Source organism: Paenibacillus sp. BT-177 (genome assembly GCF_025846815.2).
Lineage (GTDB): Bacteria > Bacillota > Bacilli > Paenibacillales > Paenibacillaceae > Paenibacillus > Paenibacillus polymyxa_C.
This window is the reverse complement of the sequence record NZ_JAOYTP010000001.1, coordinates 130,742-144,388: the sequence shown is the minus strand read 5'-3', so window position 1 is coordinate 144,388 and position 13,647 is coordinate 130,742. Positions and strand designations below refer to the sequence as shown.

The following is a 13,647-nucleotide window of genomic DNA, read 5'->3' as shown; positions in this document are numbered from 1 at the left end:
AAATATCATTAAATTTCTAATAATTAAAATAGTTACATTACATCATTTTACAAAAAAACATAGATGGAGGATTATGCGAATGATTTACATGAAAAAATTAGTGTGTTCGATTTTGTTAGCGGCTCTGGTTCTAGTTTTTCCTACTTACTCTTTTGCAGAGACGACACAATCTGAAGGAGAGCTGAACTCAGTTGCTTCATCATCAGGACAACGTGTTACAGTCAATATTCCATTAGAAGTCACTGATAACTCTGTAAGTAATGCAGTTTATGGAGACTTTTCTACTCAAAAAACTAAAGTTGTGTATGCAACATTAGATTTCTGGGTTGATGTGGACGGAAGTACTGCATTGGGTAATTGGACTATTACAATGGATGATAAAAAAAATAAAATAACTCGTGTTAATATTTCTTTAGTATGGTCTAATGGGCAAAAGGATACCTTTAATTATCCAACAAATGGAGTTCCTACACATGTATCAAATCAAGGAGAAACAGTATACAGCAACCCAGGACTCCATTCAGCAAAACTTTATGGCGGTGTTTCTGTAACTGGAGCTACTGGGTTTAACTTGCCAGCTAATGGAGCTAAAGTGACTTTTACAACTAAATAACCTAAAAAGAGAACACAATTACTCTTCAATCCTTGTGTTCTCTTTTTTGTCTTAGTACTAAGTATTTGTTATGGTGATATATATAGGAGGAATGAAGATGAGACTATTTGAAGAGATTTTAAATAATCAGGAAGAAGTAACTATCGAAATTAGAAACAAAACTACTATTCTTGATAGACCTAGCATAAAAAAAATAAAAACAAATGAGAGTATAGAAGAGAAACTATCAGTATTGGCTCAATTTTTTCTTTTGCCATTCGAAACAGGCGATTCAAATGCTGTTTTACATATTCCAGTTTTTGATAAAGACACTAGAGAGCAAATATTACAAGAGATTGGGTCGCATTTTGAAGAGTGTAAAATTGTTGAGTATAAGGATCATGCTCAAATTATGCTTAGTAAATTAAGGGCAATTTCGAAAGGTCTTATTGAAAGGTTGATCGACTCTGGAGAAATAAATCAAATTGCATATAGTTTGTACAAAAAAAAATCTGTGAGTATTGATTATTCAGAAGAGAAAGAATACAAAGTCAATATTGAGTTGATACAGAGGTCATCTGAAAGATCAATCATTGAGTTGTGGACATTCTTAAACAATACCTTTATAAGAGAGGCTGGAGAATTAATTTTAATGCCACACCAATGGTATTTAGGTGAAGCATTTAAGGATTATTTAGCAGTAAGGTGTTTTGCTAGCGTATGTAAATCAATGAGAGTAACTGTAAATCCTATTGATAAAGCAATTAAGTATATATCCATTAGTTAGAGTCCCTATAACAATGACCGTTTTTGATTGGAATTTGACTGATGTATGACCCGCCACTGAACTTTTTATACGGTAAATTTGTATCATGGATAATCAAATAAGGAACGAACCGCAGCTTTCGAGTCTCGGTGATCAGGTCGGCCAATGTGCCGGCCTTTTTGTTGCGGCTCGTACAGGCTGGAGGAAACTGCTAACCGGCGGAAACATCCTATCAGACCCGGTCTGAAACCTTTTTTCGGGGTTCGATTCCCTAGGTCGCTTAAGTATTAATTATTTACAACAAAATTCCGATGAATAATTTGATATCTAAAAATTGGGGGGATTTTGTGAAATACTTAAAAGCAATGCCTTTAATATTGTGTTTGTTTTTTTCGAGTATCGGAGCAGTTGCTTATTCAGAACAAGCGAAGGAAGAAGGGATCGCCTTTTCTATTCCGGCTAACTCATTTTGTGATAGGTCCCATCAAATCCAGCTTTCTATAAACATAACTAATTTAAGTGCCTCTGATGCTGCTGTTAATCTCAGTTTATACGATCGATTTGGTGTTCCTATAACAATAGCGGATGAGGAGTACAACGGGATTAAGTCGGACATAGAATTGGGAGTGAACAAATATGTCCCTTCTGTAAATACTGTCTTCTATCAGGTTAACTTTGGAGGCAATAATAACAGTTGTGATCATGTTCCTTACTATGGTGTTATCAAGGGTAATAGTGGTGCAAATGGTCAATTTATCGCGAGTGGATGGATAACTGCGACCAATGGGAATACTCCGATTATCATTAATTCAGGTAACCCATTTACGGTTGTAGGAAATGGAACAATTAAACCAGAGCCAACACCAGAGCCAGTACCAGATACAACACCAGTACCACTTCCATCAAAAGAAGTATGTACAAATCCAAACAGTTCAATAGTTTTGAGTGCTTCCAGTTCTTACGCGGCTGATTTTGTACCTTGCCAGGCATTTGATGGAGATATCTATACTAGTTGGGCAACCAAAGTGAATGTCACTACTGGGTGGTTAAAAGTTGATTTCTCTGAAATGTTCAGAGTCAATGAGTATACCATTACCGCTAGAACAAAGAGTATAGACGGTATCGGATATACACCTAAAGATTGGACTATTGAGGCCAGTAATGACGATCAAAATTGGGAAGTTCTTGATACTCAAACAAATCAAACAAATTGGTCTTACGGCGAATCAAGGACTTACACATTTAATAATGACAATAAATACCGCTATTATCGTCTGAATATTACCCAGAATAATGGGGTTCCTTATTATACGGCAATTGGCGAGATACGCTTTAGCAATAACATTATTGTTAAGGAGAAGTAGGATAATAACCCTAAAAGTGTGCACCAGATTTATAATACAAATTAAGTCGCTGAGGAGTGGCTTTTTTTGTTTGATGAGAACATCGCATCAGACCCAGTCCGAAAGATTTTGCGGGGTTCAATTCCCCGACACGTCATTATTATTACGAAAAAGTGAGGAAAGAGCAGCTTTTGTCCCGTTATTTCGCTATTTCTGCGCTGCATCGAAGTTTCGTGTTTTGACTTGAATTTCAGCAGCTCAGTAAAATAGTCTTGTTCTTCCTCTATAGTTACTAAGTACAAATGCTTTTATGTAACAGCGTAGCGTTTTGCATCCCGCTTTCGGGATAGAACCTATCGCTGTTTATTTTTTCGGGTTTTAAATAAGCGCCTGTGTTGCTTTGGTGCTGTAAATACATAGGCAGATACAAGTCACTCATTTGGGTGGCTTTTTTTATTGCCTTTTGAAAGGATTTTAGTCTTGAAGAAGAAGCAGAAGAAAGGAATTTTGCTCCCGTTGAAAGGACTACCAAACAGCCGAAGAAATGCAAAGGTTGTGTATGGGGCAGGTGGGATGGTGTTAGACAGTTTTGTTCCCGTACCGCATGTGTGAAAAAGGATAAACTTTCCTGAATGTCGAATCTTGGAATTAGGCGAAATTTTAAGGAGGTATACTATTTGAATGAATTACTATTATTCTTGGCTATGATAACAGCTTTGGTTCTAATGTTTAAAGTTTTCTTTGGACCTTTCAACAGAAAAAATTTAATTTCAGCTTTAGGAATTTTAGCCCTTATAGGCATATGGGTTACGTTTTTCCATGATTAAGAGGCATCCTTCGGGGTGCTTTTTCTTTTGTCCTCATATGACAATATGCAAGCTGTTTTGAGCCTCCTTCCTGTTACACGGACAAATGCCGGAAGAAGTACAGCAGGGAGCAGAGAGAAGGCATACACACGCTCTGACAGCCTGTTATCCCGCTACCCGAATAGTGGAAACCAACTCAACACAAATATAGGGCAAACCGTCATGGTCTGCCCTCTTTGTTTTATCCCAAGTTGTTGGCTTTTACTACAGCAGTTTTATAGATGTAGTAAGCAATTAGGACCTTACAGATAGATGGTATTGTTACACTCAACAGAATCGTAAGCATGTAACTTCCTCCCTTTTCTTGTTCTTCGCCGTAACTATCGTTCTTTCATAGCATTTAGTTGGGATCATGAGGAGATTTTTTTCGAAAGGAGATTTAACAGTGGAAATCAGAGCCCTACCGATAGAGCAAATCAACGCAGCAGCATACAACCCACGTGTTGACCTTCAGCCGGGCGATGCTGAATATGAAAATAAAACCGCTCCTAAATCAGGTAGCGGTTTTATTGGTAGGATGAATTGCAAAGCTAAGTGCAATGATACCGACAACCATCAATCGTTTGACTTGTTTCGTTTATCTAGTTCTTCTTCAATTATTAATAAATGGGCATCGAGAGGATTGAGAATGAAAGTTTCTGAGGTATAGTAAGTAAAAAAAATGAGACAAAATATCACTGCCAACATCCCAAAGTAAGGGACGGACTCCATTACCCCATTCTTTTGGTTACCTGCTCTAACAGAAAGTGAAAAGAGCGCTATCCCAACTGACATTACAGATAAACCTCCAGAAGTCATAAAGCTGGATGATTGTTTCTTTATCGTAAATCTTTGTTTCTTAATAAGAATATCCAGTCTCAATTTTTCTAAGGATTCTGTATCGTAATTTTTATAATACTCAACAAAGGTATTGGTCTTTTTATTCAATTGGTAATGGAATTGACCATCAGTCTTTACTGATTTTTTATATCTCCTAAAGGGGCTTTTTAAAAATTTATTTACCCATAAAAATTGTGGTACTTCAAGAATAACTAAAATCAAAACCATTATGAACAGAAACAAAATAATCCAGTTCATGTCTCTCAACTCCCTTTTATTATTAGGTAATCATTATCGGTTTCTTACTCTATTTTTTAAAGCGACATACTAGCATGATGTTGGGGGTGGTGATTGTGTAACATGGCAAGGGAACGCAGTGCCGAGAGCTACAAGGTAAAATGGTGGATGGATGAAAACATTAATGACTCCATCTTGAAGACGAAATGAAGACGTTAATTCGTAATTCAAGTCTTAAAGGAAAAAGAGCATAATTGTTTGTGAATGTATAAAAATTAACACTAGGAAGGGTACTCAACATAAAACACTTAGATTTCGTTTCTTGGGAACAGCAAATAAGACCAGAATAATTAGCTGAGAGATGTAAATAATATGAAATGAACAACTCAAAAAACTCTAAAGGAGATTAGAAAATGACTGTCTATTATGCTCAAGTTGAAATCGATCAAATTGATATTAAAGAAGAAAGAGAACATGGGGTTCTTAAACTCATTGGTTTTTTTGATTATGAATTTGGTATTCAAATTAACACCTTTGGAGGTAGACATTTTTCTTTTCATGATAAAATAACATTAACAAAAGATCCTAATAGAAATGATGGGTTTGGTACACTTACCATTACTTACGGAAATAGGTCTGCATACATTGATTCTAATCCCAAGATTCAATTCACGACTGTAATCTTGAGAAAGGACGAATTAGAACTTTTGCCAGACAAGAAGGTTTTCTTTAAAGAAGGATCAAACATAAACTGTCGTCTAATTAAGTTAGAAAATAAAATTGATTTGTAAGAAACAAAATATAGTAATTCTACTGTTTTCGATTAACAAAATATAACATTGGTTTTGTTCATTCTATCGGTATGGATTCCATCCACAAGGAGATGTTTTTTTTACAATACATCTCCTTAAAAAGATATACGTAATGTACGCAATAAAACCAATGATATTTTTTATATAGAGATTTGAACGCCAAGAAGGTCAGGAAACTTTTCCTAACCTTCTTTTTTATCAAAATTCAAGACGATGTTCGTTTCGGTGATCGTACTTTTTTTAGTAGAAAATCAGTAGTAAATCCGAATAAAACAAATGTTATTCTGTATTCATGAAAGTTTACAAAGAAAGGCGGTGAAATCTTGAAATGGTATCATAAAGCCATATATTCATTTGTGAACTCTGTTCTTCCGGCATCGGTAAAACGGCAGATGATGGGCGTGGGCAGGACGACAGTTCCAAAGAACTCCAATCCGTGGGGCATATTTAACTGGTTACCCAAAAAACATCAGCAGGCTCATAATATTGACCTTACCAAGTTGCAGAGTTATACAGCAGAGGAATTACTTGAGCTCCTTATATCTGTTCATCCAGACGTATCCTATGCTCTATACACATACTTACGTATGGGAGATACCGATTTAACATTTACAGCTAAGAAGCCGAACGGGAATGCAGATAAGGGCGGACAACGGGTGCTAGATGAACTCAAATCTATGCTAAACACACCGTTACCTTCGCCAGGATATCAGCATGGACGGTCGTTAAATAAACTGGACACGATCCAACGGATGATGATTATGGTTCGCGGTGCATGTGCCGGGGAAGTGGTACTAAATGAGCGATGTAACGATGTAATTGATATCGTTCCGATTGATCCGGCTTTAATTTGGTTCCGCAGGGAGCCGAATACGAATCGGCTTACACCATGGCAATACGTGAAGAATCCACGAAGGAGCGCGAATGAAGAGTGGTTCGGTAATTACAAGAAAATCGACACTCCAACGTTCATCTATGAAGAGTTTGATCCTATGGTAGATGATCCATATGGTCGAACGCCAATGTTGCCAGTGCTTCAGGTAGTGTTCTTTCACCTGCAGGTCCTGTCTGATTTAAAGGCTGTTGTCCATAACCAAGGCTATCCAAGGCTTGATATCTCCATGTTGGAAGAAATCATGCTGAAGAATATGCCAAACAACTTGAAGAGTAATCCCGATGGTCAACAGAAATGGCTCAAAGAGCGAATGGAAGAGATGATAAACCATTTCAACTCACTCAATCCAGACGATGCCCTTGTCCATTGGGATAGTGTAAAGGTCGAGTATCTCAAGGGTGGTAATTCGGGGCCGATGATTGATATTAAGAAGCTGATAGATATCATTGATACCCAAATGGCCACTTCACTCAAAACACTACTTACCATTCTTTCCAGGCATCAAGGCTCAACAGAAACATACAGTTCAATCGACACTCAAATATATATCAAAAATGTAGAGTCCGCGCGGAGCGTAACCAAACGTTTCTGGCAGCGGGCTTTTTCGTTGTCCGCAAGAGTAAAGGGAACTCAAACAAAAGTTGAAGTTGACTATCTTCCCATAGATCTACGCTCTGAAAATGAGATTGAACGTGATCGTCGTTCAAAGATCAATAACTACATTACAGCGGAGAAGAATTTCTACATCACGCCGCTGGAAGCTGCTGAGGAAATACGCTGGACTCTTGGTATTAATTCCAAAATTCCAGCCGAACTTATTCCTTTACTTGCACAGAAGCTTGAATCTGATTCAAATGAAGAAAATACTCCACCGGAGGGAGGTGAATAGAGAATATGGCCAAACCCACACCCGAACAATTAGCAAAGATCAATCAGTTGGCACGTGTTCCTCTTACTGAGGATGAAGCGTATGTTTTCCCTGCGAAGCTTGTGGGGGATCAAATCATACCTCGTCGGTTTTACCGTTTGACCCCTAATTTTCTAAGGAAGATGGCTGTCCAAGCAAGAGAAGGTGTATCCTTGCTGCTGGATCACTCATGGGCCAACATGGGTATCATGACAATACCACTCGGTAGAACCTTTGACAGCCGATTACAGATGGATGGCGATGAACTGGCACTTTATGCAGACCATTACATGAAACTGGGTCAAGAGGTCGGGGATATCAAGATTGACCAAATAGCTGAAGGTATTGATGCCGGAACTATATTTGATACATCAATCGGCTTTACGGTAACCAGTCAAACATGTTCCATCTGCGGACAGGAGTATTTTGGCGGCAATTGCCCTCACATTCGCGGAAGGGAGTATGATTCCAAACTCTGCACTGTGGACATTAATGACGGCGACCTGATGGAAAACTCTCTCGTCTTTGACGGAGCTTACCCAGGTGCCGGAGTAGTCGGAATGAGCAATACATCTGAGTTGCAATCAACTATAAAATGTGAAGCTCTATCTGAAGATGCGAAGTCACTACCAAGTGGCGGACGCGTCTTTTATTCTTTTAGTGGCAAATCAGGCTTAGATGGATTTGTAATACAGCAAGACAAAAACAATGAGGTCGAAATACAGGCCAAAGGAGATGACACTATGAATGAAGAACAAAAAGCTGCTTTGGCAGCAGCGCAAACCCAAGCAACTGCTCTGGCAGCGGCTAATGGTGTGCTTGGACAAATACGGGCTGTACTGGGCGTTGAAAGTGACGCAGAAATCCCAGCGAAGCTTACGGCGCTAAGTGTTCAAGCTGCTGATGGAGCAATGTACAAGGTGAAGGTCACTGAACAAGCATGTGGAGCTGGTGTCCGTGCTCTTGGTGAAGCCTTTAATGTAGAGACGATGAAAACTGCACTGTCTCATCTGCCGATATCTGAAATTGAAAAGATCGGTGCAACGTATGAAGCACAAGCACAAGCTGCCTTGGGCGGCGGTGGTCGTCATACACAAGGTGACGATGTAAACCTTCCGGAAGGAGCGCTGAACGGAGCGCCACCAGCTAATTCACAAAATAATGGCGGTGAGAAAACACCTGAACAACTCAAAGCATTAGCTCGTGAAGAGGCTCGGGCTGCGCTCAAAAATACAGGTAGAGGTAATCTGTTGAAGGAGGATAAATAATTATGATGCAATCTCAGTATAATGGTGCTCCTGGTCCAGGACAGGTTATTACTCAAGAGTTTACGGAGGTTCTAGCGTCTACTGACCTTCAGGCTAAACTACCAGGAGGGATTTTGCTGAAACAAGGACAAGGAATCCTGAAAAAAGGGACGGTTATCGGCAGGATCACAGCAGCAGGAGCGGACAAAGATAAAGCGGTGGCATACAGTGCTGCCGCGACAAACGGTTCTGAGGTTGCTTTGTGCATCCTTGACAACGATCATGACACTACACTTTCTGATGTTGGAGCTTCTGCATGGATTGCTGGTATTTTTGATTCATCCAAACTGACAGGGCTTGATGCTGCCGCTAAAACAGCGCTGAAGCTTTGCTACTTTGTATAAGGGGGATAAACACACATGGCAAACGTACTTGATCCATATTTCCTTACGGAAGTCGTTCAGAACATTCGGACGGATATTAACAGTTTTCGCGGGGCTCAACTGTTGACCAATGGCGTTGACTTCAAACCTGAACTTGGACTCACCATCGAATATGACATTACTTATGACGACACGGGGATGACACCTGCTACCGGGCTGAATGATCCTTCGCCAATTCATACGCCGCCTGTGGTGAAACATATGAACTTCACGAACCAAGAATGGAGAGAAAAGTCCATCATTGATCGTGAAAAGATTGCTACATTGAGAAAGCCAGGTAATAACTTGCAGCAACAATGGGCAGAGGAATATATGGTAGATCAACTGGTCAACTTGAATCTTCGGCTTGAGACACGTTTTGAGTGGATGCGTTGGCAGTCCCTGACTGGTAACCTTATTGTTCCGGCAACGGCAAACAAACCTACCAGAACGATTGATTACGGCGTCCCTGCCAAAAACAAGCCAACGGCAGATGTGCTCTGGAGCAATACGGCAACCGCTGATCCGCTGAAAAACTTGGATGAATGGCTCCTTCTATTCCGGGGAAGTGGGGCAAGAGGGGTTAAGATTTTGGCCAATAAAAAGGTAGACAGCTACATGAAGCAAAATGAGAAAATTCGCGATTTGATCAGATACACATATGGCAAGGATGTTGTAACTGATGGCTCACTTTCTGAAATTGTCAGTCAAAACTTGAGCGGGCTTCAGTATGAAGTTTACGATGGTGGCTACATTGACGATACCGGGACGTTCTATCCGTTTATCCCTGACAATGCCGTAATTATCATCGGTCAAGGCATGACAGGCTCCATTATGGACCTTGTTACAAGCCCAAATAACTATGAGGATATTTTCACAGGTCACACTGGTAAGTTTGCTCTCACCAAGCTGATTCAGGGTGACCCTGATCAATGGCAAGTTATTAACGGTGCGACTGTGCTGCCGCGTCTGAAATACGTCAACTGGCATATCTTCGCTACAGTGGCGTAAGGGAGGAGACCAATTTTATGACAACTGTAAAAGTATTGGTTGATGCTGTTGGACAATACAATGCCGGGGACATCGTAACAGATGCCCCTGATGGTCTTGTAGATATCGCGAAGAAAGAAATTCGTAATGCGGCAACCGGACAATTGCTTGCGGAGATTGTAGACGGTAATGGGGCTGTCGATGGCGCCAATTCAGAACGGGAGTTGCAACTTCAGACCGAATTAGAACAGTCCAAAGCGCGAGAAGCGGAATTGCTTGAGCAAATTGATATTCTTCAGTCCGAGGGAGAGTTGAAAGAATTAAAAGCCACGGCAAAAGAACTTAAAATCTCTGGCTACACCAAAATGGATGTTGAAGAATTGAAACAGGCTATTGGTGCCGCTGGCGGTGGAGCGGATGGCAAATAAAATCCTCACTACTGAAACGTATCACGAGGAAATTAGAGGGCGCCTGGGAGTTGGTGAGGATGTAATATCGGATGCTGACATAGACGCTCTTTCTGTTTTGTCTATTGGGGAATCAAGGATCGTAAAAGCTGTTCCTGATTATGCTGAGTTGATTGACGATGATCGGACCTATGTATATGCAGCAGCCGTTTGTATGGTTGCTGCTATACTAGCTCCATCCATGACAGCAAGAATCAAGAAATCTAAAAAGGATTTTGACTTCTCCTTTGAAAATCAGGTTGTTGATTGGAAAAAGTACGCTGTCCAGCTTGTTGATGAAGCCTATGAGTTTATCGAGTCCATATCAACAGTGCAGCAGGGGACAAATGTTCCGGTATTCGGTGTAGCGGGGCCAACACGGACGAAAGAAGGGCGGCGTTACTGATGTTTAAAGACTTTGCCCATCGGCACTCACCATGTACCGTAAACGGCGAACCAGACATTGTCATTCTGTCCCGAGATACCAAGGCGACAACGATCATAGGCAAAGAATACATGTACAATGGTCTATTTTCATCGAAATCACCTGTGAAGCAGGGAGATATAGTCCAGAATGACGTTCAATTTTTAGTTCAGACATTGCGTCCAACAACGGAGAAGGATAAATATTGCTCCTTGATTAAAACTAATGCCTTAATTGAGGTTCAGAGATACCAGCAAGCATACGATGCAAACGATAATCCGGTGGGCGATGCGGAATTTAAATCGGTCGCTGCTGATGTTGTTTGCTTTGCACAGTATGTTACAGCGCAACTTCGGCAGCAGGAACCGGGTTTACTGCCGAGTACCGTATTTGTTTTGCAGATGCAAACGACTGTTGATGTAAAAAGGCCAGAGGAGACAAGTACTGCTATTCCTGACCGAATCGTTATGGGCGAGAAGACATATCAGGTAGATGCAGTTGATAGGAAGAAGTATCCTAATCTGCTGCATGTCCAGCTTTCAGAGGACCGCCGATGATTGCAGGGTATGATTCAGCGAAAGCGGCGAAGGATCTGGAGAATAAGCTCGCTGTTGAAATTACTGGGCTAACGAAACTGGTCATGCTGACAGCCAAAAGCGGCATACGGTACTATCCAGCAGTTCGGGACCACTTAGAAATGCATATGTTCGTCTTAGCCAATCAGATGATTTCAGGTGATATAACTGCCGATTACTGGCAAGCATGGCTTGAACAATTCGGTAAAGGCTCCAAGATGGCAGACAGCAGTCAAAACCCCGGATTGGTGACCTATATGAACAGCGAGGCTTGGAACCGACTGAGGTCTAAAGGTGATCGTATCATTGTTGGTCGTTCGAGGGGGAAGTACAGGGCAATTGACGGCACCATGAAGGAATCAGGCGGCGGGTATGCAGGCGTTGACCTGGAGGAACTGGCAGAGCGTGGTGATATTGATGCGTCATTCAAAGCTACACCGCCGACCTACTTTCTGCGCATCGCAATCCAGTCCAACCGCAAACGTATCTTGGATGGTATTAGCCGTGTAATTACTGAGTTTCCGTATCACAGATACTTCAAGGAGGTACGGGAGTGAGCCTACAACTTATTGATGCTGTTCAGAATGCTTTGAAAGAAGATTCGGAACTTATGAGCATGCTGAAGCTTACTCCTTCATCATCCTCTGCTGATGTCGTAAAGCGATTTACGAAAGGCATGGAGCCTGAGATAACGGTTTCTAAGGATACAGTTCCACATATCTGCCAATATGTCATGCCGGGACGATATGCCGCTAATCCACTGGTGTTCGAAGGCAAGTTCTGTATCGACTTTTACGGTAAGACAGCATATGAAGCAAAGCTTCTATTTGAAAGAGCATTCAAAACCTTGCACGAAAAAAGGTTGTTTGCACAGGGGTTTATGTCCTATCTTTGTGTGCTGTCCTATGACTCAGATTTTGCTACTGGCATCCAAGGGGCTAAGGGGTACAAAGCAATTTTCGATGTTGATTACTTGAGAATGAATTGAGGTGAGCAGAATGGCAGAAGCAGCTGTATGGAAAGCAACCGGGAGATCCGGTGATCACAATGGTGTTAACCACGTTGAATATGAGTTGCTTGATTCAGCTCAAAAGCGAGTTCCCTTGGCTAAGACAAATGTGTCCAGCATAGAAAAAGATGGGGTTAAAATTGTACCCGATGATCAGGAGACTCTATGGTTTAGCGAAGCAAATGCAACCAAGAAGTACAAATTTAATGTTGTTACTCTTGCTGGTACGACTTATGAAGCCGAATTGAATTGGACTCAACCTAATCCTCCTAAACCAGAACCTACCGAGTGGGATACGCTGATTGCTGAAAAAATCACGCTTGCTAAAGGGTTAGGTATTATGGGGGTTTGGAATCCAAAAGAGGGCTACAAACTCACCAAAGAGTACGGACGAATTGCAGAAAATGATAAACGTTTATGGGAACTGGTCAAATAATCTGATCAGTTCTTTTTTATTGGACTAAAGGGAGGAATAAGTTCATGGAACCATTAGTATTTGATGGAGTCGGCACAGTTCAGGTATATGAGACTGGCGGAAAATTGAAGTTTTTAGATGATAAAATCACAAAAGTAACTTTGCAGCTCCAATTCGATTGGCAGAAGGTAATGGGCGGTGACAGTGGTTATGCTTTCCACTATACGGCCCAAGACCTGGCAGATAAAGCAAGCATTGAAATTCCACGTTATTCGGACATTCTCGCGGAGCTGTCTCAAGGTGCTGAGTCCGAAAAAGGTACAGTGAACTTTGATGAGACAGAACAAGGATTCTTAGACGCTACCAATGGTTATGCGTTAAAGGCTCCTGCCAAATTCGGAGGCACATTGGTTGCTGCCAGTGATAAAGTGTACTTGAAAGATAAAGGCACTGGAAAACTGACAGAACTTACCCGTGCTGCGGCTACTCCTACAGCAGAACAATATGTCATTACTGCGGATGGAAAAATCACATCTGATTCAGCTAATGATGATAAGCAAATCGTGGTAACGTTCAAATGGAAGAAAGAAAATGCCACTCGAAGTATGTTGAGCGGAAAACGCCGTCCTAAACCATTTAAACTGGTTCATCGCTTCTCGTTGGTAGATGATCGGGACGGTAAAGAGGTTCCTTGCCAGCTTACCATTTGGAAGGCACTCGGTGGCGGTACGTTGGACGTGTCTCAAGAGCGTAAAAAACCAACCAGCAATACATTGTCGCTGGAGATTATGGAGCCGGATATCACGCCAGAGAACCCTAATGGATATGCAGTAGAAATCATTTTTGGTATCTAATCAATTACTAACCCAACCCCCTACCTGA

At 41.1% G+C, this 13,647-nt stretch carries 17 protein-coding genes; 16 read left to right on the top strand and 1 reads right to left on the bottom strand.

What is annotated here, in order from left to right; all coding sequences use genetic code 11:
- Positions 1–88 precede the first annotated feature (88 nt).
- From OIU26_RS00740 to OIU26_RS00725, 4 genes are all read left to right on the top strand, one after another.
- Complete coding sequence (locus OIU26_RS00740) at positions 89–613, top strand: hypothetical protein (protein WP_264215689.1); 525 nt, start codon at positions 89–91, stop codon at positions 611–613.
- Between the two features lie 97 nt (positions 614–710).
- Complete coding sequence (locus OIU26_RS00735) at positions 711–1,379, top strand: hypothetical protein (protein WP_264215688.1); 669 nt, start codon at positions 711–713, stop codon at positions 1,377–1,379.
- 326 nt (positions 1,380–1,705) lie between these two features.
- Complete coding sequence (locus OIU26_RS00730) at positions 1,706–2,722, top strand: discoidin domain-containing protein (protein ID WP_264215687.1); 1,017 nt, start codon at positions 1,706–1,708, stop codon at positions 2,720–2,722.
- A gap of 656 nt (positions 2,723–3,378) precedes the next feature.
- Entirely contained in the window at positions 3,379–3,528 is a 150-nt protein-coding gene (locus OIU26_RS00725; protein ID WP_264215686.1) for a hypothetical protein, read from the top strand.
- Between the two features lie 594 nt (positions 3,529–4,122).
- On the opposite strand, the gene OIU26_RS00720 is transcribed toward OIU26_RS00725, so the two are convergent.
- Positions 4,123–4,644 (bottom strand): hypothetical protein, encoded by a 522-nt coding sequence (locus OIU26_RS00720; protein WP_264216273.1) that lies wholly within the window; start codon positions 4,642–4,644, stop codon positions 4,123–4,125.
- A 392-nt stretch (positions 4,645–5,036) separates the two neighbouring features.
- Here OIU26_RS00720 and OIU26_RS00715 point away from each other — a divergent pair, with 392 nt between their 5' ends.
- The 12 genes from OIU26_RS00715 to OIU26_RS00660 all read left to right on the top strand — a co-directional run bounded on the left by OIU26_RS00715 (position 5,037) and on the right by OIU26_RS00660 (position 13,619).
- A complete protein-coding gene (locus tag OIU26_RS00715; protein ID WP_264215685.1) occupies positions 5,037–5,414 on the top strand; it encodes a hypothetical protein in 378 nt (125 codons plus the stop codon).
- Positions 5,415–5,758: 344 nt separating this feature from the next.
- Positions 5,759–7,219, top strand: coding sequence for a hypothetical protein (locus tag OIU26_RS00710; protein ID WP_264215684.1), 1,461 nt, complete (start codon positions 5,759–5,761; stop codon positions 7,217–7,219).
- A 5-nt stretch (positions 7,220–7,224) separates the two neighbouring features.
- Complete coding sequence (locus OIU26_RS00705; protein ID WP_264215683.1) at positions 7,225–8,505, top strand: hypothetical protein; 1,281 nt, start codon at positions 7,225–7,227, stop codon at positions 8,503–8,505.
- A gap of 2 nt (positions 8,506–8,507) precedes the next feature.
- Positions 8,508–8,888, top strand: coding sequence for a head decoration protein (locus OIU26_RS00700; protein ID WP_264215682.1), 381 nt, complete (start codon positions 8,508–8,510; stop codon positions 8,886–8,888).
- A 15-nt stretch (positions 8,889–8,903) separates the two neighbouring features.
- On the top strand, positions 8,904–9,917 hold the full coding sequence (locus tag OIU26_RS00695) for a major capsid protein (protein WP_264215681.1): 1,014 nt from the start codon (positions 8,904–8,906) through the stop codon (positions 9,915–9,917).
- A 17-nt stretch (positions 9,918–9,934) separates the two neighbouring features.
- A complete protein-coding gene (locus tag OIU26_RS00690) occupies positions 9,935–10,324 on the top strand; it encodes a hypothetical protein (RefSeq protein WP_264215680.1) in 390 nt (129 codons plus the stop codon).
- Positions 10,314–10,748 (top strand): hypothetical protein, encoded by a 435-nt coding sequence (locus tag OIU26_RS00685; RefSeq protein WP_264215679.1) that lies wholly within the window; start codon positions 10,314–10,316, stop codon positions 10,746–10,748. The genes OIU26_RS00690 and OIU26_RS00685 overlap by 11 nt, the downstream gene beginning before the upstream one ends.
- Complete coding sequence (locus OIU26_RS00680; RefSeq protein WP_264215678.1) at positions 10,748–11,323, top strand: hypothetical protein; 576 nt, start codon at positions 10,748–10,750, stop codon at positions 11,321–11,323. The genes OIU26_RS00685 and OIU26_RS00680 overlap by 1 nt, the downstream gene beginning before the upstream one ends.
- The gene (locus OIU26_RS00675; protein WP_264215677.1) at positions 11,320–11,898 is read left to right on the top strand and encodes a hypothetical protein; all 579 of its coding nucleotides are present in this window, start codon (positions 11,320–11,322) and stop codon (positions 11,896–11,898) included. Before OIU26_RS00680 ends, OIU26_RS00675 begins: the two co-directional genes overlap by 4 nt.
- A complete protein-coding gene (locus tag OIU26_RS00670; RefSeq protein ID WP_264215676.1) occupies positions 11,895–12,329 on the top strand; it encodes a hypothetical protein in 435 nt (144 codons plus the stop codon). Before OIU26_RS00675 ends, OIU26_RS00670 begins: the two co-directional genes overlap by 4 nt.
- A gap of 10 nt (positions 12,330–12,339) precedes the next feature.
- Complete coding sequence (locus OIU26_RS00665; protein WP_264215675.1) at positions 12,340–12,786, top strand: hypothetical protein; 447 nt, start codon at positions 12,340–12,342, stop codon at positions 12,784–12,786.
- Between the two features lie 44 nt (positions 12,787–12,830).
- Positions 12,831–13,619 (top strand): hypothetical protein, encoded by a 789-nt coding sequence (locus tag OIU26_RS00660; protein WP_264215674.1) that lies wholly within the window; start codon positions 12,831–12,833, stop codon positions 13,617–13,619.
- Positions 13,620–13,647: the final 28 nt, after the last annotated feature.

What these genes read in the sequence shown, in the direction of transcription:
- OIU26_RS00740 (WP_264215689.1), top strand. Translation starts at nt 89, where the DNA reads ATGAAAAAATTAGTGTGTTCGATTTTGTTAGCGGCTCTGGTTCTAGTT.
- OIU26_RS00735 (WP_264215688.1), top strand. Translation starts at nt 711, where the DNA reads ATGAGACTATTTGAAGAGATTTTAAATAATCAGGAAGAAGTAACTATC.
- OIU26_RS00720 (WP_264216273.1), bottom strand. Translation starts at nt 4,644, where the DNA reads ATGAACTGGATTATTTTGTTTCTGTTCATAATGGTTTTGATTTTAGTT.
- OIU26_RS00715 (WP_264215685.1), top strand. Translation starts at nt 5,037, where the DNA reads ATGACTGTCTATTATGCTCAAGTTGAAATCGATCAAATTGATATTAAA.
- OIU26_RS00705 (WP_264215683.1), top strand. Translation starts at nt 7,225, where the DNA reads ATGGCCAAACCCACACCCGAACAATTAGCAAAGATCAATCAGTTGGCA.
- OIU26_RS00700 (WP_264215682.1), top strand. Translation starts at nt 8,508, where the DNA reads ATGATGCAATCTCAGTATAATGGTGCTCCTGGTCCAGGACAGGTTATT.
- OIU26_RS00695 (WP_264215681.1), top strand. Translation starts at nt 8,904, where the DNA reads ATGGCAAACGTACTTGATCCATATTTCCTTACGGAAGTCGTTCAGAAC.
- OIU26_RS00690 (WP_264215680.1), top strand. Translation starts at nt 9,935, where the DNA reads ATGACAACTGTAAAAGTATTGGTTGATGCTGTTGGACAATACAATGCC.
- OIU26_RS00685 (WP_264215679.1), top strand. Translation starts at nt 10,314, where the DNA reads ATGGCAAATAAAATCCTCACTACTGAAACGTATCACGAGGAAATTAGA.
- OIU26_RS00680 (WP_264215678.1), top strand. Translation starts at nt 10,748, where the DNA reads ATGTTTAAAGACTTTGCCCATCGGCACTCACCATGTACCGTAAACGGC.
- OIU26_RS00675 (WP_264215677.1), top strand. Translation starts at nt 11,320, where the DNA reads ATGATTGCAGGGTATGATTCAGCGAAAGCGGCGAAGGATCTGGAGAAT.
- OIU26_RS00665 (WP_264215675.1), top strand. Translation starts at nt 12,340, where the DNA reads ATGGCAGAAGCAGCTGTATGGAAAGCAACCGGGAGATCCGGTGATCAC.
- OIU26_RS00660 (WP_264215674.1), top strand. Translation starts at nt 12,831, where the DNA reads ATGGAACCATTAGTATTTGATGGAGTCGGCACAGTTCAGGTATATGAG.